Origin of the sequence: Saccharothrix longispora (assembly GCF_030852425.1) — a bacterium.
Classification (GTDB): domain Bacteria; phylum Actinomycetota; class Actinomycetes; order Mycobacteriales; family Pseudonocardiaceae; genus Actinosynnema; species Actinosynnema longispora.
In genome coordinates this window covers 897,623-916,532 of the sequence record NZ_NSDM01000001.1, presented here as the reverse complement: position 1 = coordinate 916,532, position 18,910 = coordinate 897,623, and the positions used below count along the sequence as shown (strand labels likewise).

Sequence of the window (18,910 nt, the reverse complement as noted above, 5' to 3'; positions counted from 1 at the left end):
GAGGCGAACCTACAGGCGGCCGACGAGTTCCTCGGCGATCTCGTAGGTGTTCAGGGCCGCGCCCTTGCGCAGGTTGTCGCCGCACACGAAGAAGTCCAGCGTGTTCGGGAAGTCCAGCGCCTGCCGCACCCGGCCCACGTAGGTCGGGTCCTCGCCCACGACGTCCGCGGGGGTCGGGAACCGCTTCTCGGCCGGGTCGTCCACGAGCACGATCGTCGGCTGCGCCTCGAAGATCTCGTGCGCCTCGCCGACGGTCACCTCGCGCTCGAACGTCGCGTGCACGGCCAGCGAGTGCGTCGTCACGACCGGCACGCGCACGCAGGTCGCCGACACCTTCAGGTCCGGGATGCCGAGGATCTTGCGCGACTCGTTGCGGACCTTCAGCTCCTCGCTGGTCCACCCGTCGTCCTTGAGGGAACCCGCCCACGGCACCACGTTCAGCGCCAGCGGCGCCGGGAACGGCGAGTCCGACACCGGCAGGCCCGCGGCCTCCAGCACCTCCCGCACGTCACCCGCGCGGAGGCCGACCTGCTTGCCCGCCAACGCCTGGACCTCGCCGTACAGGCGGTCGATCGCGGCCTGCCCGCCGCCCGAGGCGGCCTGGTAGGACGCCACGACCAGCTCGCGCAACCCGAACTCGCGGTGCAGCGCGCCGAGCGCCGCCATCATCGACAGCGTCGTGCAGTTCGGGTTCGCGATGATGCCCTTGGGCCTCGTCGCGGTCGCGTCGGCGTTGACCTCGGGCACCACCAGCGGCACCTCGGGGTCCATCCGGAACGCGCCCGAGTTGTCCACCGCGACCGCGCCGCGGGCCGCCGCGACCGGCGCCCACTCGGCCGAGACCTCGTCCGGCACGTCGAACATCGCGACGTCCACGCCGTCGAACGCCTCGGGCGTCAGCTCGACCACGGTCAGCTCGTCGCCCCGCACGGTGATCTTCTTGCCGGCCGACCGGGCCGACGCGACCAGCCGGATCTCACCCCACGGCACGGACTCGCGCCGGTTGATGATGTCGATCATGACGGTGCCGACGGCACCGGTCGCCCCCACCAGGGCGAGCACGGGCCCGCTCATCGACCGCTCCCCGCGTACACCACGGCCTCCTCGTCGCCACCCAGGTCGAACGCGTCGTGCAGCGCGCGCACGGCGTCGTCGAGCTGGGTGTCGCGGCAGATGACCGAGATCCGGATCTCCGAGGTGGAGATGATCTCGATGTTGACCCCGGCGGACGCCAGGGCCTCGCAGAACTGCGCGGTCACGCCGGGGTGCGAGCGCATGCCCGCGCCGACCAGCGAGACCTTGCCCACGTGCTCGTCGTAGAGCACCTGGTCGAAGCCGATCTCCTCGCGCGACTTCTCCAGCGCCGCCACCGCGCGCGGGCCGTCGTCCTTCGGCAGGGTGAACGTCACGTCGGTGCGGCCGGACACGGCCTGCGACACGTTCTGCACGACCATGTCGATGTCGAGTTCCGCCTCGGCCACGACGCGGAAGATGCGCGCCGCCATGCCGGGCAGGTCGGGCACCGCGGTCACGGTGACCTTGGCCTCGGACCGGTCGTGCGCGACGCCGGTGATCATCGCCTGTTCCACGGGAAGGTCCTCCACTGACCCGGACACGATGGTCCCGGGCTTGTTGCTGAACGAAGATCGGACGTGCACCGGGACGTTGTAGCGGCGGGCGTACTCGACGCAGCGGAGCATGAGCACCTTGGCCCCGCTCGCCGCCATCTCGAGCATCTCCTCGTAGGTGATGGTCTCCAGCCGCTTGGCGTTCGGCACGATGCGCGGGTCGGCGCTGAACACGCCGTCCACGTCGGTGTAGATCTCGCAGACGTCGGCCTTCAGCGCGGCGGCCAGCGCCACCGCGGTGGTGTCGGTGCCGCCGCGGCCGAGCGTGGTGATCTCGTTGCTGCCCTGGGACACGCCCTGGAAGCCCGCGACGATCGCGATGGCCCCCTCGGCGAGCGCGTCCTGGATGCGGCTCGGCGTCACGTCGATGATGCGCGCCTTGCCGTGCACGGAGGTCGTGATCACGCCGGCCTGCGAGCCGGTGTAGGAGCGCGCCTCGGCGCCCAGCGAGCTGATCGCCATCGCCAGCAGCGACATGGAGATGCGCTCACCGGACGTGAGCAGCATGTCCATCTCGCGGGCGGGCGGCACCGGCGACACCTGGCGCGCGAGGTCGAGCAGCTCGTCGGTCGTGTCGCCCATCGCGGAGACCGCGACGACGACGTCGTTGCCCGCCTTGCGGGTCGCGACGATGCGCTCGGCCACGCGTTTGATCCGCTCGGCGCTCCCGACCGAGGAACCGCCGTACTTCTGGACGACGAGCGCCACAGACCCACTCCCTCCAGGTGCTTCAAGCCCAGCTCAACGGGGAGACTACCTGGCCCGAGGAGTGGGAAGCGGTCACCGTGGCGCCCACTACCCTCGGGGCCGTGCCAACCCTGGAGGCTGTTCGCGTGGAGCCCGAGGACGCGCCGTCGGCGCGGGACCGGCTGGCTCGCGCGGCCAGACACCGGGTGACCGCGGCACTCGCCCCCGCGGTGCTGTTCCTGCTGGTCAGGGAGCTGGGGTTGGTGGCGCTCCAGTTGATGGCCGCCCGCTGGGACAAGGACGTCGCGAAGGTTCTCACCTCGTGGGACGGCCAGTGGTTCCTGGGGATCGCCGAAGGCGGTTACGCCGACGTGCCGCCGTGGCTGGTGGACGCGTTCGGGCGGCGTTCGCCGGAGACGCCGCTGGCGTTCTTCCCCGGCTACCCGGCGCTGGTGCGGTGGGTGGCCGGGCTGCCGGGCGTGGCCCCGGTGGGCGCGGCGTTCGCGGTGAGCCTCGTCAGCGGCGTGGTCTGCGCCTACGGGCTGGCGCGGCTGGGCAGCCGGGTGCTCGGCGGGTCGCGGCGGGCCGGGCTGGTGCTCGTGGTGCTGTTCGCGGCGTCGCCGATGGCCGTGGTGCTCTCCATGACGTACTCGGAGGCGACGTTCTGCGCGCTGGCCGTGTGGTCGCTGGTGGGCGTCGTGGAGGGGCGGTGGCTGCTCGCCGGGCTGTGCTGCGCGGGCGCGGGGCTGGTGCGGCCGACGGCGGCGGCGCTGGTGCTCGCGGTGTGCGCGGCGGCGGCCGTGGCGATCTGGCGACGGCGGGACGGCTGGCGGCCGTGGGCGGGCGGGGTGCTCGCGCCGCTCGGGCTGCTCGGCTACCTCGGGTACGTGGCGGTGCGCACGGGCCGCTGGGACGGCTGGTTCGCCGTGCAGCAGGCCGGCTGGGACTCGCGCTTCGACGGCGGGGCCGCGACCTGGAAGTTCGCGCTGCTCATCCTGGGCGAGCCGCGGTCGGTGCTGGAGCTGGCGACGGTGTGGCTGCTGGTGGTGGCGCTGGCCCTGGTCGTGCTGGGCTTCCGGCGGGGGCCGGAGTGGCCGCTGTCGGTCTACGGCCTCGGCGTGCTGGTGATGGACCTCGGGTCCAACGGGCTGATGAACTCCAAGGCGCGGCTGCTGCTGCCCGCGTTCACGCTGCTGGTGCCGGTCGCGCTGGCCCTGGCGCGCCGGCGCACGTCCACGGTGGCCGCGGTGCTGGTCGGCCTGGCCGTGTTCAGCGCGTGGTTCGGCGCGTACGCGATCACCGCTTGGCAGTATGCGATCTGATGGACGTCAACCGGTTGATCTCAGAGCGCTGGAGCCCGCGGGCCTTCGACCCGGCGGCGGTCGTGGAGCCGCCGGTGGTGCGCGTGCTCCTGGAGGCGGCCCGCTGGGCGGCCTCGCACGGCAACACCCAGCCCGCACGGTTCCTGGTCGGGTACCGCGGCGACGACACGTTCGAGCGAATTTTCGCCTCGCTGCGACCGGGCAACCAGTCGTGGGCGGGGCGCGCGTCCGTGCTGCTCGTGGGGGCGGTGGCCACGGTGGACGACCGGGGCCCGGTGCCGAACACCGAGTTCGGCCTGGGCCTGGCCGTGCAGAACCTCGTGCTCCAGGCCGTGGAGCTGGGGCTGGTCGCGCACCAGGTGGGCGGGTTCTCACCGGAGGCGGTGCGCGCGTCCTTCGGGGTGCCGCAGGACGTGCGGCCGGTCGTGGTGGTCGCGGTGGGCGTGCTCGGCTCGGCCGACGACCTGCCGGACGACCTGGCCGCCCGCGAACGCCGCGAGCGCACCCGCAGACCACTGTCCGAAACGGCCTTCACCACCCACTGGGGCACCCCCGCCTTCCCCACCTGACCCGGGCGTTGGACTCTCGGGGTGTGGTTGGACGTCCGGTCGACGCGCCGGACCCCGCCACCAGGGGGGAGGGGTGGCGGGGTCCGGGGCTGCTCGCGCGGGCCGCGTGCCCTAGCGGGCGACGAGGCGGGCGAGCAGGCCTGCCACGACGAGCCAGAAGACCGCCGCGAGACCGTAGTTGAGGAGCACGTCGAGCTTGACGTTCCCCGTCTGGAAGAGGCCCGGGAAGAAGAGCGCCAACGGCTCGGCGAGCTGCTGGATGAAGCGGAAGAACGCGTTCGCCGTGTTCACCCCGATGAGCAGCATCAGGATGTAGATGACCTCGATGAGCGCAAACACGGCGCCGATACCGCGGATCACTCGCGCGGCGGTGTACGAGCCGCTGCGCGTCGTTGAGGTTCGCCATCTGGACATGGAATGGAGATGCCCAACCCGCGTTCGAGTGAAACTCCTTCGGGTGAAGTTCCACCATCTGGGCGCGCGGTTCCACCACGACGCGGAATCCGGTTAACCTAGGCGCCATGGCACGCGCCCTCCTGCTTCGCCGCCGTGACGGGGTCTGATCAGACCGGCCCCCCGTCGCGGGATCGAGCGTTGCCGCCGGTCGTCTCCCACCACCGGCCAGCAGGAGAGACCCGATCATGAGCACGACCCCGGACGCGTACACCACCGGCACCAGCCGCATCCGCCCGCCGGCCCGCCCCGTCACCGGCCAGCCCGCCTGGAACCCGCAGCGCGGCACGTCGATGCCAGTGCACCGCTACCGCCCGTTCCACGAGGTCGTCGAGGTCGTCGAGGTACCCGACCGCACGTGGCCGGACAAGCGCGTCGAGAAGGCCCCGCTGTGGTGCGCGGTCGACCTGCGCGACGGCAACCAGGCGCTGATCGACCCGATGTCCCCCGCGCGCAAGCGCAAGATGTTCGACCTGCTCGTGCGGATGGGCTACAAGGAGATCGAGGTCGGCTTCCCGGCCGCCTCGCAGACCGACTTCGACTTCGTCCGCGAGATCATCGAGGACGGCGCGATCCCGCCGGACGTCACCATCCAGGTGCTGACCCAGTGCCGTGAAGAGCTGATCACCCGCACGTTCGAGTCGCTGCGCGGCGCGCACAAGGCGATCGTCCACTTCTACAACTCGACGTCCGTGCTCCAGCGCCGCGTCGTGTTCAGGTCGGACCGCGAGGGCATCAAGAAGATCGCCACGGACGCGGCGCGGTACGCGCTGACGCTGGAAGGCGAATACCCGGAGACCGAGTTCCGCTACGAGTACTCGCCCGAGTCCTACACCGGCACGGAGCTGTCCTACGCGCTGGAGGTGTGCGACGCGGTGTCCGGGATCATCGCGCCCACCCCCGACAAGCCGCTGATCATCAACCTGCCGGCGACCGTCGAGATGGCCACGCCGAACGTCTACGCCGACTCGATCGAGTGGATGTCGCGCAACCTGGCCCGACGCGACTCGATCATCCTGTCGCTGCACCCGCACAACGACCGGGGCACCGGCGTCGCGGCGGCCGAGCTGGGCTACCTGGCGGGCGCCGACCGCATCGAGGGCTGCCTGTTCGGCAACGGCGAGCGCACCGGCAACGTCTGCCTGGTGACGCTGGGCATGAACATGTTCAGCCAGGGCGTCGACCCGCAGATCGACTTCTCCGACATCGACGAGATCCGGCGCACGGTCGAGTACTGCAACCAGCTGCCCGTCGCCGAGCGGCACCCGTACGGCGGCGACCTGGTCTTCACCGCGTTCTCCGGCTCGCACCAGGACGCGATCAAGAAGGGCTTCGAGGCCCTGGAGGACGCGGCCAAGGCGGCCGGGCAGCACGTGGACGAGTTCCCGTGGGAGGTCCCGTACCTGCCGATCGACCCGAAGGACGTGGGTCGCAACTACGAGGCCGTCATCCGGGTCAACTCGCAGTCCGGCAAGGGCGGCGTGGCGTACCTGATGAAGACGGAGCACCACCTGGACCTGCCGCGCCGGTTGCAGGTCGAGTTCTCCCGGGTCATCCAGGAGGTCGCCGACACCCACGGCGGCGAGATCGGCCCGAAGGACATGTGGGACTCGTTCTCCACGGAGTACCTGGACCCGACCGCGCCGCTGAGGCTGGTGCGGCAGAAGGTGTCCGGCGACGGCAGCGGCCACGAGAAGATCGTCGCGGTGGTCGTCGTGGACGGCGAGGCGCAGGAGATCACCGGCACCGGCAACGGCCCGATCGCCGCGTTCGTCGACGCGCTGGCCGGCGTCGGCTACGACATCCGCGTCCTGGACTACTTCGAGCACGCGCTGTCCTCGGGCGACGACGCCCGCGCCGCGGCCTACCTGGAGTGCGCCGTGAGCGACCGCGTGCTGTGGGGCGTGGGCATCGACAGCTCCACGGTGTCCGCCGCGCTGCGCGCCCTGGTGTCCGCGATCAACCGCGCCCACCGCTGACCGGACCGCCGTCGCCCGCGCCCGCCCGGTCCAGGCGGGCGCGGGCGGCGGCGCGGGCACGTCGGTAGGCGTGCGGGTCGTCGTGCAGCACGGAGCGGGCGTTGGCCAGCTCCAGGAACGCGACCAGCTCGAACGCCACCTGGTCCGCCTCCTCCTCCAGGCCGGGCACCTCGGCGATCGTGGCGCGCACCAGGTCGTGCCACCGGACCCCGTACTCGGCGACGACGTCGCGCACCCGGCCGTGCCGGGCGTCGAACTCGGCCTGCACGGCGTAGAAGAAGCACCCGCCGGGGAACGTGCGCTCCTCCGAGTACGCCAGCCAGCCGTCCAGCAGGCGCGTCAGGCGGTCGAGCCCGGGCGGCACGGCGAGGGCCGGCTCCACGACCCGGCGCACGAAGATCGCCGCCGCAGCGCGCACGGTCGCCAGTTGCAGCTCCTCCTTGGAGCCGAAGTGCGCGAACACGCCGCTCTTGCTGACCTCCAGCTCGGTCGCCAGCCGGCCGATCGACAGGCCCTCCAGGCCCTCGACCGAGGCGATGTCCGCGGCCCGCCGCAGGATCAGCCGTCGCGTCCGCTCGCCGCGCTCCACCCGTCCGTCGACCTTCACCCCTCCACGCTAACCCCTGACCACGGACCCCTTGACCACCGCCAAACTAATTGTACGATCGTTCGTACAATTAGAGGGGTGGACCCGAATGGATCTCCTGGACCTGCACAGGTCGTCGATCGACCTCAACGAGAAGCTGTGGGCGGACCTGTCCGAAGCCCACCTGGACCTGGCCACGCCGTGCGCCGGCTGGACCGTCCACGAACTGCTGCGGCACCAGGTGGCCGTGGCGCTGGAGTTCGCGGCGAGCGCGCGCGGCACGACCCCGGAGGAGCCCGCGGACGACGACCCGCTCACCGCGTACCGGGTCGCGTCCGACGCCGTCGCCGAGGCGTTCCGGGCACCGGGGTTCCTCGACCGCACCGCCGAGTTCCCCGGCTACGGCCCGCGCAGGGGCAAGGACCTGGTGGCCGCGCACTTCGTGGACAACCTGGTGCACGCCTGGGACCTGAGCCGGGCGCTGGGCCTCGACTCGACGCTGGACGCGGAACCGGCCGCGGCCGCGTTCCGCATGGCGCGGCACTATCCGACGACGCCGGACGTTCGAGGACCGGGGGGCGCGTTCGCGATGCCGGTCGACGTGCCGGCGGACGCGCCGATCACCGACCGGCTGGTGGGCCTGCTCGGCCGCTCACCGCGCTGGCCGGCGTGAGGGGGTGGTCGGGGCGCTTCCACAGGTTGCGGAGATCGTGCAGACGGCGGACACGACCGTCCAGCGCGCTCCGTTGATCAGAGCCGGGGATGTGGGCAGAGCCTCGGAGGAAGTCCGGCCACAAGGTCGTGCGGTACTGGTTGGCCGGCATGCGGTGGTGCACTCGTACGCAGCCCGTGCTGACGCCGGCCTGACGACACGCACCGGAACCGCGAACGCGAGGGGCGCCCCTCGGCGGGGCGCCCCTCGGTGCGCTCAGGGGTTGAGCGCCTCGGTCACCGAGGCCGGGCCGACCAGGGGGATGTCCGGCGAGATGCCGTCGTCCTCCTCCACCAGCACCGCTTCGACCTCGTGCGGCCGGATCCTGCCCGCGCGGATGTCCTCGGCCCAGTGGCACGCCACCTTGTGGCCGGGCAGGACCTCGCGCAGGGCGGGCCGCTCGGTGTCGCACTTCGTCGCCTGCTTCCACGGGCACCGGGTGTGGAACCGGCAGCCGGTGGGCGGGTTCGCCGGCGACGGCAGGTCGCCGGTCAGCAGGATGCGCTCGCGGCGGTCCTCCAGCACCGGGTCCGGCACGGGGATCGCCGACAGCAGGGCCTTGGTGTACGGGTGCAGCGGCTCGGTGTAGAGGTCGTCCGAGGTCGCCTCCTCCACCAGGCCGCCCAGGTACATCACGCCCACCCGGTCGGAGATGTGCCGCACCACGGCCAGGTCGTGGGCGATCACCAGGTAGGTGAGGCCCAGCTGGTCCTGGAGCTCCTCCAGCAGGTTCACGACCTGCGCCTGCACCGACACGTCCAGCGCCGACACCGGTTCGTCGGCGATGATCAGGTCGGGCTCCACGGTCAGCGCGCGGGCGATGCCGATGCGCTGCCGCTGGCCGCCGGAGAACTCGTGCGGGTACTTGCGCAGCGACGTGGACGGCAGGCCGACGGACGACAGCAGCTCGCGCAGGCGCTTGCCGGTCGTCTCCTTGCCCTTGTCCAGGTCGTGCGCCCGCAGGCCCTCCACCAGGATCGACTCCACCGACTGCCGCGGGTCCAGGGACGACATGGGGTCCTGGAACACCATCTGCATCCGGCGGCGCATCCGCCGCAGCTCCTCGCCCTTGAGGCCGGACAGGTCCGTGCCGTCGAAGACGACCCGGCCCGCCGTGGGCTCGGTCAGCCGCAGCACCGCGCGGCCCAGCGTCGACTTGCCGCAACCGGACTCGCCGACCAGGCCGTACGTCTCGCCGCGCCGCACCTCGAGGTCCACGCCGTCGACCGCGTACACGTGGCCGACGGTGCGGTCGAGCACGACGCCCCGCTTGATCGGGAAGTGCACCTTGACGCCCTCGACGGACATCAGGACGTCGCCCGCCGGGTCCGGCGCGGGGGTCCCCGACTGGGGGGTGGTCTCGGTGCTCACGCCGACACCTCCTCGGCCTGCGCGGGCGTCACCGGGTTGTGGCAGCGCAGCAGCCGGCCGGCGCCGATGTCCTCCTGCTCGGGGGTGACCTGCACGCACACGTCCAGCCTGTTCGGGCAGCGGGGCGCGAACGCGCACCCCTGCGTCCACGGGATGTTGTCGGCCACCGAACCGCGGATCGGGTTCAGCTTCTCCCCGCGCGGCGCGTCGAGCCGCGGGATCGAGGCCAGCAGGCCGTGCGTGTACGGGTGGCGCGGCTGCGCGAACAGCTCGTGCCGGTGCGCCTTCTCCACCACCCGGCCGCCGTAGAGCACGTTGACCTCGTCGCACAGGCCCGCGACCACGCCCAGGTCGTGCGTGATCATGACCAGCGCCGTGCCCATGTCCCGTACCAGCTCCTTGAGCAGGGCGAGGATCTGCGCCTGGATCGTCACGTCGAGCGCGGTGGTCGGCTCGTCGGCGATGAGCAGGCGCGGGCGGCAGGCCAGCGCGATGGCGATCAGCGCGCGCTGGCGCATGCCGCCGGACAGCTGGTGCGGGTACTCGGTGAGCCGCCGCTTCGGGTCGGGGATGCCGACCTTGTCCAGCAGCTCGGCCGCCTCGACCATGGCCTTCTTGCGCGGCATGTCGCGGTGCCGCTCCAGCACCTCGGTGACCTGCAACCCGATCGGGATCACCGGGTTCAGCGAGGACAGCGGGTCCTGGAACACCATGCCGAGGTCGCGCCCGCGCCGGTCGCGCATCTGCTTGTCGGACAGCGCCAGCAGGTTCTCGCCCTCGTAGCCCACCGTGCCGGTGACCCTGGCGCCGCGCTTGGGCAGCAGGCCCATGATCGCGAGCGACGTGACGGACTTGCCGCACCCCGACTCGCCGACCAGGCCCACGGTCTGGCCCGGCTCCACGTCGAAGCTCACGTGGTCGACGGCGGTGAAGGGCTCTTCCCCCTTGCGCTCGAAAACCACGGTGAGGTCACGGACTTCCAGTAGTGGCACGACTCACCGCCTGCTCTTGGGGTCGAGGGCTTCGCGGAGGGTCTCGCCCATCAGCGTGAAGCCCAGCGCGACGACGATGATGCAGCCCGCCGGCCAGAACGCCAGCTGCGGGTGGGTGTCGAAGACGTTCTGCACGTCGCCGAGCATCTGCCCCCACTCCGGGATGCGGTCGTCGGGGTTGCCCAGGCCGAGGAACGACAGCGCCGCCGCGTCGATGATGGCCGTGGCCAGCACCAGCGTGGACTGCACGATCACCGGTCCGAGCGAGTTGGGCAGCATGTGCCGGAACACGATGGCCCCCGGCTTCACGCCCAGCGCGGTCGCGGCCAGCACGTGGTCGCTGGACCGCTGCGCCAGCATCGAGCCGCGCAGCAGCCGCGCGAACACCGGGATCTGCACCACCGCCACCGCGACGATCACGGTGTACTGGTTGGGCCTCGCGAACAGCGCGCTGATGCTGAACGCCAGCAGCAGGCTGGGCAGCGACAGCATGACGTCCACGATGCGCATGACGACCGAGTCGACCCAACCGCCGAACGCGCCGGCCAGCGTGCCGAGCGTGAGCCCGCCCGCCAGGCCGATGAGCGTGGCCAGCACGCCCACGATCAGCGTCTGCTGCGAGCCGATGAGCATGCGCGACAGGAAGTCGCGGCCCTGGAGGTCGCCGCCGAGCGGGTGGCCGTCCTGGGGCGGCGGGATCTCGTTGCGCGCCTTGACGACCTGGTCGATGAGCATCGGGTCGGACGGGTCGTGCGGCGCGAGCCACGGCGACAGGATCGACACCAGGACGAACAGGGTGATGATCCCGGCGCCGGTGAGGAACACCGGGCTGCGCCGCAGGGTCCGCCACGCGCTCGCGGCCAGGCTGACACCGGCATCGGAACCGGCCTCGGCCAGCTTGTCGATGCGGTCCTTCTTGCGGGTCGGAGTGACCATCGCGGGCTACCTCGTCCTGATCCGCGGGTCGATGAGCGCGTACGAGAGGTCCACCAGCAGGTTGACCACCACGTACACGATCGTGGCCATGATGATCAGCAGCATGAGCACCGGGTAGTCGCGTCTCTCGAACCCGATGGCCAACGCCTGGCCGACCCCGGCGAAGGAGAACACCTTCTCCGTGAGCACCGCGCCCGCCAGCAGCGCACCGGTCTGGAGACCGATGGTGGTGACGACCGGCAGCATCGCGTTGCGCAGCACGTGCCGGGTGCGGATCACCGGGGCGGTGAGGCCCTTGGACTCGGCCGTGCGCACGAAGTCCTCGTCGAGCACGTCGAGCACCGCCGCGCGGGTGATCCGGAAGACCACCGCGAACGGGATCGTGGCCAGTGCGATGGCCGGCAGGATCAGGTGCTCCAGCGCGTTGAGCGCCGCGTCCCACTCCTGGGTGATCACGCCGTCGAGGACGAAGAACCCGGTCACGCGGGTCGCGTTGATCGCGTCCTGGCGGCCCTCGGTGGGCAGGCCCAGCGCGGAGGACAGCACGTCCTTGAGCACGTAGGCCAGGAAGAACACCGGCACGGCCACGCCGAGCAGGGAACCCCCGACGCTCAGGTTGTCGAACCAGCCGCCGCGGCGCTTGGCCGCCATGTACCCCAGCGGTACGCCGATGGCGATGGCGATGACGATGGCGAAGAAGCTCAGCTCGAGCGTGGCGGGGAAGCGCTGGAGGAAGATGTCGAGCGCCGAGTCGCCGGGCTGCACGCCCGTCGAGACGCCGAAATCGCCGGACAGCGCGCGTCCGAGGAACTTGAAGTACTGGATCAGGATCGGCTGGTCCAAGCCGAGCTGTTTGGTGAGGGCTTCCCGCGACTCGGGCGTGGCGCGCTCCCCCAGGAGGGCCGAGACCGGACCTCCCGGGAGAGCGCGGAGCCACGCGAAGAGCAGCAGGGACAGCACCAGCACCACGCCGACCAGCTGGATGAGCCGTCGGATCGTGTAGCGGAGCATTGAACTACCCCGTGGTCTCTATCTGGAGTTGTGCGGACTCAGCCCTTGCTGGCCGGGCCGAACCTCTCGTCGGTCAGCGGACTGGGCACGACGCCCTTGATGTCCGACTTCAGCACCAGCGCCGGCGGCGAGTGGGACACCGGGATGGCCGGGAGGTACTCCTCCATGATCTTCTTGTTCAGGTCCTCGTACATGCCCTTGCGCTTGGCCTCGTCGGGCTCCGAGTTGGCCGCGGCCAGCTCGTCGGCGAGGGTCTGGCCCCACGGCGACGCACTGGTGTTGAAGCGGTTGTCGGTGCGGCCGAAGAACGTGCCGATCCAGTTCTGCGGGGTGCCGTTGTCACCGGTCCAGCCCAGCATGAACAGGTCCGGGATGCCCTGGTCGACGTCGGTCAGGTAACCGCCGTTCCACGGCTTCGAGGTCACGTTCAGCTTGATGCCGGCCTTCTCCAGGTCGCCGGCGATGGCGGACTGGATGTCCTTCGGGCTCGGCATGTACGGCCGGGTGACCTCGGTCGGCCAGTAGAAGTTCAGCGTCAGGTCGGACGCGCCGGCCTCGGCGAGCAGCGACTTGGCCTTCTCCGGGTCGTACTTGACCTCGGTGATCGAGTCGTTGTAGCCCTCGACCGTGTCCGGCATGAACTGCGTCGCCACGGACGCGCCCTCGGGCAGCTGCGACTTGACCAGCTGCTCGCGGTTGATCGCGTACATGAGCGCCTGGCGGACCTTCAGGTCCTGGAGCTTCGGGTTGTTCTTCTGGTTGATGCCCAGGTAGAGGACGTTGAACGCCGGGCGCACCGCGACGTTGAAGCCCTTCTCCTTCAGGCCCGGCCAGTCCGCCGCGTTCGGCAGGTCGTAGCCGTCGATGTCGCCGGCCTCCAGCGCCTGCTTGCGCGCCGTCTCGTCCGGGATGATCCGGAAGACGATCTTGTCGAGCTTCGCCTTCTCGCCGTGGTAGCCGTCGTTGCGCACCAGCTCGACGACGTTGTTCGCCTTGTCGAACTTGGAGAACTTGAACGGACCGGTGCCGGTCGGGTGCTCGTTGGCGTAGGCCGGGTAGGTGAAGCTGTCACCGGCCGCGACGACGTTGTCCGCGTCGTACTGCTTGAGCGCCGCGGGGCTGGAGATCGAGAACGAGGTGAAGCCCAGGACCGACGGGAACTGCGAGGTGGCCTCGTTCAGCTCGATGACCGCGGTCTTCGGGTCGCTCGCCTTGCAGGACTTGTACAGCGACGGCTTGTCGGGGGTGTCCGCGAAGCCGCCGAAGTTGTCCAGCCAGTACTGCGAAACGGCGTCGGACTGGCCGGCGCCCTTCTGGTTGTACCAGCGGTCGAAGTTGAAGCACACCGCTTCGGCGTTGAAGTCCGTGTCGTCGTGGAATTTCACACCTTCTTTCAGTGTGAATGTCCACGTCTTGCCATCCGGCGTCGACTCCCACTTGGTCGCGAGAGCGGGCTCGACCTCGGCCGTGCCGGGCTTGAAGCCGACGAGACCCTCGTACATCTGGCGGGAGACGCGGAACGTCTCGCCGTCCGTGGCGTAGAACGGGTCGAACAGCTTCGGGGCTCCGGCGGCGCCGAAGGTGAGCGTGCCGCCGACCTGGCCGGCCCCGGAGTCTCCGTCCCGCTCGGATTGAGCGCAGGCGGACAGTGCGAGCGCGGCTACGCCGGTCAGGCCGATCGCGGCCGTCCAACGGCGCCGTGCCGTTCGGGAATGAACCATCAAACACCCCTATGGGAAATCCGGGATCTCACGGTGTGGTCAGGGACCCTAACCGGTCACCACAACCCTTCCGGGTCGTCGCAGGTCACGATCCGGCCACGTGGTTACCCATTCTCATACAAGTGGTGGACCACCGCTGACCCAACGTGACGACGCATGATCGGGCAAACGCTCTCCTACGCTGTACAACGGACAAGGGGAAACCTGCGGGATCGCGCGGAGGGGAGGTCGCCGGTGGGCCCAGTGGTCGAGTTCCGCCTCCTCGGGCCGCTGCGGGTACTGGTCGACGGCGAGCAGGTCGCGGTCCGCGCGGGGCGGCAGCGGTCCCTGCTCGTGTCGTTGCTCATGCGCGCGGGCGCCGGCGTCTCGGTCGACGAGCTCGCGGAGCACATCTGGGGCGCCGAACCGCCCGCGCGGGCCCGCGGCACGCTCCAGACGTACGTGATGAGGCTCCGGCAGGTGCTGGGGCCCGCCGTGCCGATCCGGACCGTCCCGGACGGCTACCTGATCGACGTCGACGAGCGCACGATCGACGTGGTGCGGTTCGAGCACCTGGTCGAGGAGGGCGAGCGGGAGCGGGCCGCGGGCAGGCTGGAGGCCGCGTCGGCGATCTTCACCGCGGCGCTGGCGCTGTGGCGGGGCCCGGCGCTGGTCGACGTGCCGTCCGAGGTGCTGCACCGCGACGAGGTGCCGCGCCTGGGCGAGCGGCGGCTGCACGTCGAGGAGCGCCGCGTCGAGATCGGCCTGGAGCTGGGCCGGCACGCCGAGCTGGTGCCCGAGCTGTCCCGGCTGACCAGCGAGCACCCGCTGCGCGAACGGCTGTGGGCGCAGCTGATGGTGGCGCTGTACCGGTCGGGCCGGCAGGCCGACGCCCTCGGCGCGTACCGCCGGGTCAGCGGGCTGCTGGCCGAGCAGCTGGGCATCGACCCGGGCGACGAGCTGCGGCGCGTGCACCAGCGGGTGCTCGACGGCTCCCCCGCGCTCGACCAGCGGCACGCGGCCCCGGCGGCGCACGACCGGGTGGTGCCCTCGCAGCTGCCCGCCGACATCGGCGACTTCGTGGGCCGCGAGCAGGCCGTGCAGCTGATCGAGGCGCTGCTGAGGACCGCGCAGGGCGTGCCCGTGGTCACGCTCGCCGGCCCGCCGGGGGTCGGCAAGACGGCGCTGGCCGTGCACGCGGCGCACAGGATGCGGCACTTCTTCCCGGACGGACAGCTGTACGTGAACCTGCGCGGGTACGCCCAGGGCCAGCCGCTGAGCGCGGTCGACGTGCTGCCGAGGTTCCTGCGGGCGCAGGGCGTGCCACCCGAGTCGGTGCCGCTGGACCAGGACGAGCAGGAGGCGATGTTCCGGTCGCGGCTGACCGACCAGCAGGTGCTGCTGGTGCTGGACAACGCGGCCAACGCCGAGCAGATCCGGCCGCTGCTGCCCGGCTCGCCGGGGTGCGCGGTGCTCGTGACCAGCCGGGACACCCTGCGGGGCCTCGCGGTGAGCCACGCGGCGTCCAACGTGCGGCTCGACGTGCTCGACCGGTGCGAGACGCGGGCGCTGCTGGCCGGGATGCTCGGCGAGCGGATGGTGTCGGCGGAGGCCGGGGCGGCCGGGGAGCTGGCCGAGCTGTGCGCGCACCTGCCGCTGGCGCTGCGGATCGCGGCGGCCAACCTGCTGTCCCGGCCGGAGACGACCATCGCGTCCTACGTCGAGGAGCTGCGGGCGGGCAACCGGCTGGCCGCGCTGGCCGTGGAGGGCGACGAGCGGGCGGCCGTGCACGCGGCGTTCGACCTGTCGTACACGGCGCTCAAGCCCGAACTGGCCTCGCTGTTCCGGCTGCTCAGCCTGGCCCCGGGGGACATCACGCCGGACGTGGCGGCGGCGCTGGGCGGGCTGACCACGCAGGACGCGCGGCGGCGGCTCGACCGGCTGGCCACGGCCAACCTCGTGGACAACCACGCGCCGGGCCGCTACCAGTTCCACGACCTGCTGCGGGACTACGCCGCCGAGCGGCTCGCGTTCGAGGACGACCCGGCGGAGAGCGCGCAGGCCGCCCGCCGGCTGCTGGACTGGTCCATCCGGTCGGTCGACAACGCCACCGACGCGTTCAAGTCGACGCTGCTGCGGCTGCCGCGCACCGACGTGGTGGCGGGCGTGACGCCCCGGCTGTTCGCCACCTCCGCCGAGGCGCTGACCTGGCTGGACGCCGAACGGGCCAACCTCGTGGCACTGGTCGTGCACGCGGCCGACCGGCGGCCCGACCGGGACGTGTGGCAGCTCGCCGACGCGCTGCGCCGGTACTTCTACACGATCGGGTTACCCGCGGAGTGGCTCGCGACGGCGAAGGCCGGGCTGGCGGTCGCGCAGGCCACCCAGGACGCGGTCGGCGAGGTGGCGATGCTGTCCTCGCTCGGCACCCTCTACTGGGTGATCGGCCAGCACCGGGTGGCCGTCGACTACTTCCGCCGGGCCATCCCGATCCAGCAGCGCACCGGCGCGTCACCGGCCGTGGAGGCGGCCGTGCTGGCGAACCTCGGCGCGGTCTACATCGAGGTCGCGGAGCTGGAGCAGGCCGCCGACCACCTGGAGCGGGCGCTGGTGATCACCCGGTCCATCGGCGCGCTCCAGCAGGAGGGCATCGCGCAGCTCAACCTCGGCGGCGTCTACATGCACCTCGGGCAGCTCGACCGGGCCGTGTCGTCGTTCGAGGGCGCGCTGGACGTCGGCAACCGGCTCGGGGCGTGGATGACGCAGGCCGACAGCCACCGGGCGCTGGCCGAGGCGCACCTGTTCCTGGGGCAGCCGGAGCGGGCGGCGGAGCTGTACGTGCGGTGCGGGGAGCTGTACGAGCGGGCCGGCGCGCGGCGGTTCGCGCACTTCTCGCACGAGGGCCTGGCGCTGACCTACGTGATGCGGGGGCGGTTCGCGGAGGCGGCGCGGGAGGCCGAGGAGGCCGTCGCGATCGCCGAGGAGATGGGCCTGCTCAAGGGCCTGTGCGACGCGAAGAACGCCCTGGGCGAGGCGCTGTGCGGCCTGGGGCGGCTGGACGAGGCCGTCGACCGGACCACCGAGGCGCTGCGGACCGCCGAGGAGACCGGCTACCCGCTGGGTATCAGCGCGGCGCGGCGCAACCTGGCCCTGGTGCACCGGGCGGCGGGGCGGCTCGACGAGGCCCGGTACTCGGCGGGTCAGGCCCTGGACAACGCCGTCCGCTACCGGCTGCGCGTGGCCGAGGTGGACGCGCTCGCCGTCCTGGGTCGTGTGCGGCTGGACCAGGGTGACGTGCCGCAGGCGCTGGACCTGGCGCTGCGCTGCCTGGAGCTGAGCCGGGCGACGGGGCAGCGGTTCGTCCACGCCCGGGCCGCCCACCTGGCCGGTGACGCCCTGGCCGCGTCCGGGGACCGGGCCGGCGCCGAGGAGCACTGGCGGACGGCGCTGGAGTGGTTCACGTCGATCGGTTCGCCGGACGCCGCCCTGCTGGGTACGCGGAAGCGGTCGGGTGCGGGCGGGTCAGGTGAGGATGGTGCGGGTGGCGCGTGACCTGGTGCCGTCCACCGCGAACCACCCCCGTTCGAAGGACTGCCAGCGCTCCAGGTGGGCGCGGCTCGCCTCGCCGTCCCTGGCCACGGCGCGGGCGAGGCGACCGGCCGGGTCCGGGTGCTCGACCCAGATCGCCTCGTCCAGGCGCGCGGCGATGGACCGGCGGGCCGCCGAGACGCCCTCCAGGACGAGGACGTCCACCACGGGCACGGTGACCCACTCGCCCGGGCGCGGCCAGCCGGCCGACCAGTCCACGCGCCGGTAGCGGCCCTCCTCGCCCCGCCACAGGGGTTCGAGGACGCCGTGCAGCAGGCGGGGCCACCAGGCGACCGGGTCGGTCCAGGTGGCGAAGTGGTCGGTGGGCACGACGTGCGCGCCGAGGTCGGCCGCCAGGTCGCGGGCGACCGTGGACTTGCCCGAACCCGACGGCCCGTCGACCGCGACCAGCCTCACCGCCGGGGCGTCACATGCTGCGGCGCCCGGACAGCGCCCGGCCGAGGGTCAGCTCGTCGGCGAACTCCAGGTCGCCGCCCATCGGCAGGCCGGAGGCCAGCCTCGTGACGGTCAGCCCCGGGAAGTCGCGCAGCATGCGCACCAGGTACGTCGCCGTCGCCTCGCCCTCGGTGTTCGGGTCGGTGGCGATGATGATCTCGTTGACGTCCGTGCCGATGCGGGTGAGCAGCTGCCGGATGCGCAGCTGGTCCGGTCCGACGCCCGACAGCGGGTCGAGCGCGCCGCCCAGGACGTGGTAGCGGCCCTTGAACTCGCGGGTCCGCTCCACCGCGAGCACGTCCTTCGGCTCCTCGACCACGCAGATCAGCGTCAGGTCGCGGCGCGGGTCGCGGCAGATGCGGCACGTCGTCTCGGCCGAGACGTTGCCGCACACGTCGCAGAACACCACGCCGTCCTTGACCTTCTGCAGGGCGTCCTGGAGCCGGCCGATGTCGGCCGGCTCCGCGGCGAGGAGGTGGAAGGCGATGCGCTGCGCGCTCTTCGGACCGACGCCCGGCAGCCGGCCGAGTTCGTCGATCAAGTCCTGGACGGGCCCCTCGTACATCAGCCGAACAGCTTCCCGAGACCACCCAGGTCGTCCATCCCGCCCATGCCGCTGGCCAGCGGGCCCATCTTCTGGGCGGCCAGCTCCTGGGCGGCGCGGTTCGCGTCGCGCACGGCGGCGACGACGAGGTCGGACAGCGTCTCGACGTCGTCCGGATCGACCGCCTTCGGGTCGATGTTCAGGCTCTTGAGCTCGCCGCCACCGGACACCACGGCGGTGACGAGGCCGCCACCGGCGGTGCCGGTGACCTCGGCCTCTGCCAATTCCTGCTGCGCGACAGCGAGCTGCTGCTGCATCATCTGCGCCTGCTGGAGGATCTGCTGCATGTTGGGCCCACCGGGTTGCACCGCGGGTT

General features: G+C 71.7%; 17 protein-coding genes. 5 read left to right on the top strand and 12 right to left on the bottom strand.

Annotated features, from left to right (window positions below):
• Window positions 1–9 precede the first annotated feature (9 nt).
• Both CKY47_RS04660 and CKY47_RS04655 read right to left on the bottom strand, forming a co-directional pair.
• Complete coding sequence (locus CKY47_RS04660; RefSeq protein ID WP_306744333.1) at window positions 10–1,074, bottom strand: aspartate-semialdehyde dehydrogenase; 1,065 nt, start codon at window positions 1,072–1,074, stop codon at window positions 10–12.
• A complete protein-coding gene (locus tag CKY47_RS04655) occupies window positions 1,071–2,336 on the bottom strand; it encodes an aspartate kinase (RefSeq protein WP_306744332.1) in 1,266 nt (421 codons plus the stop codon). Before CKY47_RS04655 ends, CKY47_RS04660 begins: the two co-directional genes overlap by 4 nt.
• Window positions 2,337–2,413: 77 nt before the next feature.
• Here CKY47_RS04655 and CKY47_RS04650 point away from each other — a divergent pair, with 77 nt between their 5' ends.
• Both CKY47_RS04650 and CKY47_RS04645 read left to right on the top strand, forming a co-directional pair.
• Window positions 2,414–3,637, top strand: a complete 1,224-nt coding sequence (locus CKY47_RS04650) for a glycosyltransferase family protein (RefSeq protein ID WP_371320609.1) — start codon at window positions 2,414–2,416, stop codon at window positions 3,635–3,637.
• Complete coding sequence (locus tag CKY47_RS04645) at window positions 3,637–4,206, top strand: nitroreductase family protein (protein ID WP_306744330.1); 570 nt, start codon at window positions 3,637–3,639, stop codon at window positions 4,204–4,206. The genes CKY47_RS04650 and CKY47_RS04645 overlap by 1 nt, the downstream gene beginning before the upstream one ends.
• Window positions 4,207–4,317: 111 nt before the next feature.
• On the opposite strand, the gene CKY47_RS04640 is transcribed toward CKY47_RS04645, so the two are convergent.
• The gene (locus CKY47_RS04640; protein WP_306744329.1) at window positions 4,318–4,545 is read right to left on the bottom strand and encodes a hypothetical protein; all 228 of its coding nucleotides are present in this window, start codon (window positions 4,543–4,545) and stop codon (window positions 4,318–4,320) included.
• Window positions 4,546–4,847: 302 nt separating this feature from the next.
• Here CKY47_RS04640 and leuA point away from each other — a divergent pair, with 302 nt between their 5' ends.
• On the top strand, window positions 4,848–6,638 hold the full coding sequence (gene leuA / locus CKY47_RS04635) for a 2-isopropylmalate synthase (protein WP_306744328.1): 1,791 nt from the start codon (window positions 4,848–4,850) through the stop codon (window positions 6,636–6,638).
• Here leuA and CKY47_RS04630 read toward each other — a convergent pair.
• Window positions 6,619–7,245: a TetR/AcrR family transcriptional regulator gene (locus CKY47_RS04630; RefSeq protein WP_306744327.1), complete on the bottom strand. Its 627-nt coding sequence runs from the start codon at window positions 7,243–7,245 to the stop codon at window positions 6,619–6,621. The genes leuA and CKY47_RS04630 overlap by 20 nt on opposite strands.
• A gap of 88 nt (window positions 7,246–7,333) precedes the next feature.
• On the opposite strand from CKY47_RS04630, the gene CKY47_RS04625 reads away from it, so the two are divergent.
• Window positions 7,334–7,897 carry a TIGR03086 family metal-binding protein gene (locus CKY47_RS04625; protein WP_306744326.1) on the top strand — a complete coding sequence of 188 codons (564 nt, stop codon included), beginning with the start codon at window positions 7,334–7,336 and terminating at the stop codon, window positions 7,895–7,897.
• Between the two features lie 255 nt (window positions 7,898–8,152).
• Here the strand turns inward: CKY47_RS04625 and CKY47_RS04620 are convergent, their stop codons facing one another.
• From CKY47_RS04620 to CKY47_RS04600, 5 genes are read right to left on the bottom strand one after another with little or no spacing between them, the layout of a single operon-like run.
• Window positions 8,153–9,244, bottom strand: a complete 1,092-nt coding sequence (locus tag CKY47_RS04620; RefSeq protein ID WP_306744548.1) for an ABC transporter ATP-binding protein — start codon at window positions 9,242–9,244, stop codon at window positions 8,153–8,155.
• A gap of 59 nt (window positions 9,245–9,303) precedes the next feature.
• Window positions 9,304–10,299, bottom strand: coding sequence for an ABC transporter ATP-binding protein (locus CKY47_RS04615; RefSeq protein ID WP_306744325.1), 996 nt, complete (start codon window positions 10,297–10,299; stop codon window positions 9,304–9,306).
• 3 nt (window positions 10,300–10,302) lie between these two features.
• Window positions 10,303–11,235: an ABC transporter permease gene (locus CKY47_RS04610; protein ID WP_306744324.1), complete on the bottom strand. Its 933-nt coding sequence runs from the start codon at window positions 11,233–11,235 to the stop codon at window positions 10,303–10,305.
• A gap of 6 nt (window positions 11,236–11,241) precedes the next feature.
• Complete coding sequence (locus CKY47_RS04605; protein WP_306744323.1) at window positions 11,242–12,246, bottom strand: ABC transporter permease; 1,005 nt, start codon at window positions 12,244–12,246, stop codon at window positions 11,242–11,244.
• Between the two features lie 38 nt (window positions 12,247–12,284).
• A complete protein-coding gene (locus CKY47_RS04600) occupies window positions 12,285–13,967 on the bottom strand; it encodes an ABC transporter substrate-binding protein (protein WP_306744322.1) in 1,683 nt (560 codons plus the stop codon).
• A 234-nt stretch (window positions 13,968–14,201) separates the two neighbouring features.
• Between CKY47_RS04600 and CKY47_RS04595 the strand changes: the two genes are divergently transcribed.
• Window positions 14,202–17,498, top strand: a complete 3,297-nt coding sequence (locus CKY47_RS04595) for an AfsR/SARP family transcriptional regulator (protein WP_306744321.1) — start codon at window positions 14,202–14,204, stop codon at window positions 17,496–17,498.
• Here the strand turns inward: CKY47_RS04595 and CKY47_RS04590 are convergent.
• The 3 genes from CKY47_RS04590 to CKY47_RS04580 are packed head-to-tail and all read right to left on the bottom strand — an operon-like array spanning window position 17,469 to window position 18,902.
• A complete protein-coding gene (locus tag CKY47_RS04590; protein WP_306744320.1) occupies window positions 17,469–17,951 on the bottom strand; it encodes a uridine kinase family protein in 483 nt (160 codons plus the stop codon). The two genes, CKY47_RS04595 and CKY47_RS04590, sit on opposite strands and share 30 nt — an antisense overlap.
• 10 nt (window positions 17,952–17,961) lie before the next feature.
• Window positions 17,962–18,555: a recombination mediator RecR gene (recR, locus tag CKY47_RS04585; RefSeq protein WP_306744319.1), complete on the bottom strand. Its 594-nt coding sequence runs from the start codon at window positions 18,553–18,555 to the stop codon at window positions 17,962–17,964.
• On the bottom strand, window positions 18,555–18,902 hold the full coding sequence (locus tag CKY47_RS04580; RefSeq protein ID WP_306744318.1) for a YbaB/EbfC family nucleoid-associated protein: 348 nt from the start codon (window positions 18,900–18,902) through the stop codon (window positions 18,555–18,557). The genes recR and CKY47_RS04580 overlap by 1 nt, the downstream gene beginning before the upstream one ends.
• Between the last annotated feature and the right edge of the window lie 8 nt (window positions 18,903–18,910).

Bases quoted from the DNA above. Each gene is read 5' to 3' on its own strand.
- CKY47_RS04600 (WP_306744322.1), bottom strand. From the start codon at position 13,967: ATGGTTCATTCCCGAACGGCACGGCGCCGTTGGACGGCCGCGATCGGC.
- CKY47_RS04605 (WP_306744323.1), bottom strand. From the start codon at position 12,246: ATGCTCCGCTACACGATCCGACGGCTCATCCAGCTGGTCGGCGTGGTG.
- CKY47_RS04660 (WP_306744333.1), bottom strand. From the start codon at position 1,074: ATGAGCGGGCCCGTGCTCGCCCTGGTGGGGGCGACCGGTGCCGTCGGC.
- CKY47_RS04625 (WP_306744326.1), top strand. From the start codon at position 7,334: ATGGATCTCCTGGACCTGCACAGGTCGTCGATCGACCTCAACGAGAAG.
- CKY47_RS04610 (WP_306744324.1), bottom strand. From the start codon at position 11,235: ATGGTCACTCCGACCCGCAAGAAGGACCGCATCGACAAGCTGGCCGAG.
- leuA (WP_306744328.1), top strand. From the start codon at position 4,848: ATGAGCACGACCCCGGACGCGTACACCACCGGCACCAGCCGCATCCGC.
- recR (WP_306744319.1), bottom strand. From the start codon at position 18,555: ATGTACGAGGGGCCCGTCCAGGACTTGATCGACGAACTCGGCCGGCTG.
- CKY47_RS04645 (WP_306744330.1), top strand. From the start codon at position 3,637: ATGGACGTCAACCGGTTGATCTCAGAGCGCTGGAGCCCGCGGGCCTTC.
- CKY47_RS04620 (WP_306744548.1), bottom strand. From the start codon at position 9,244: ATGTCCGTCGAGGGCGTCAAGGTGCACTTCCCGATCAAGCGGGGCGTC.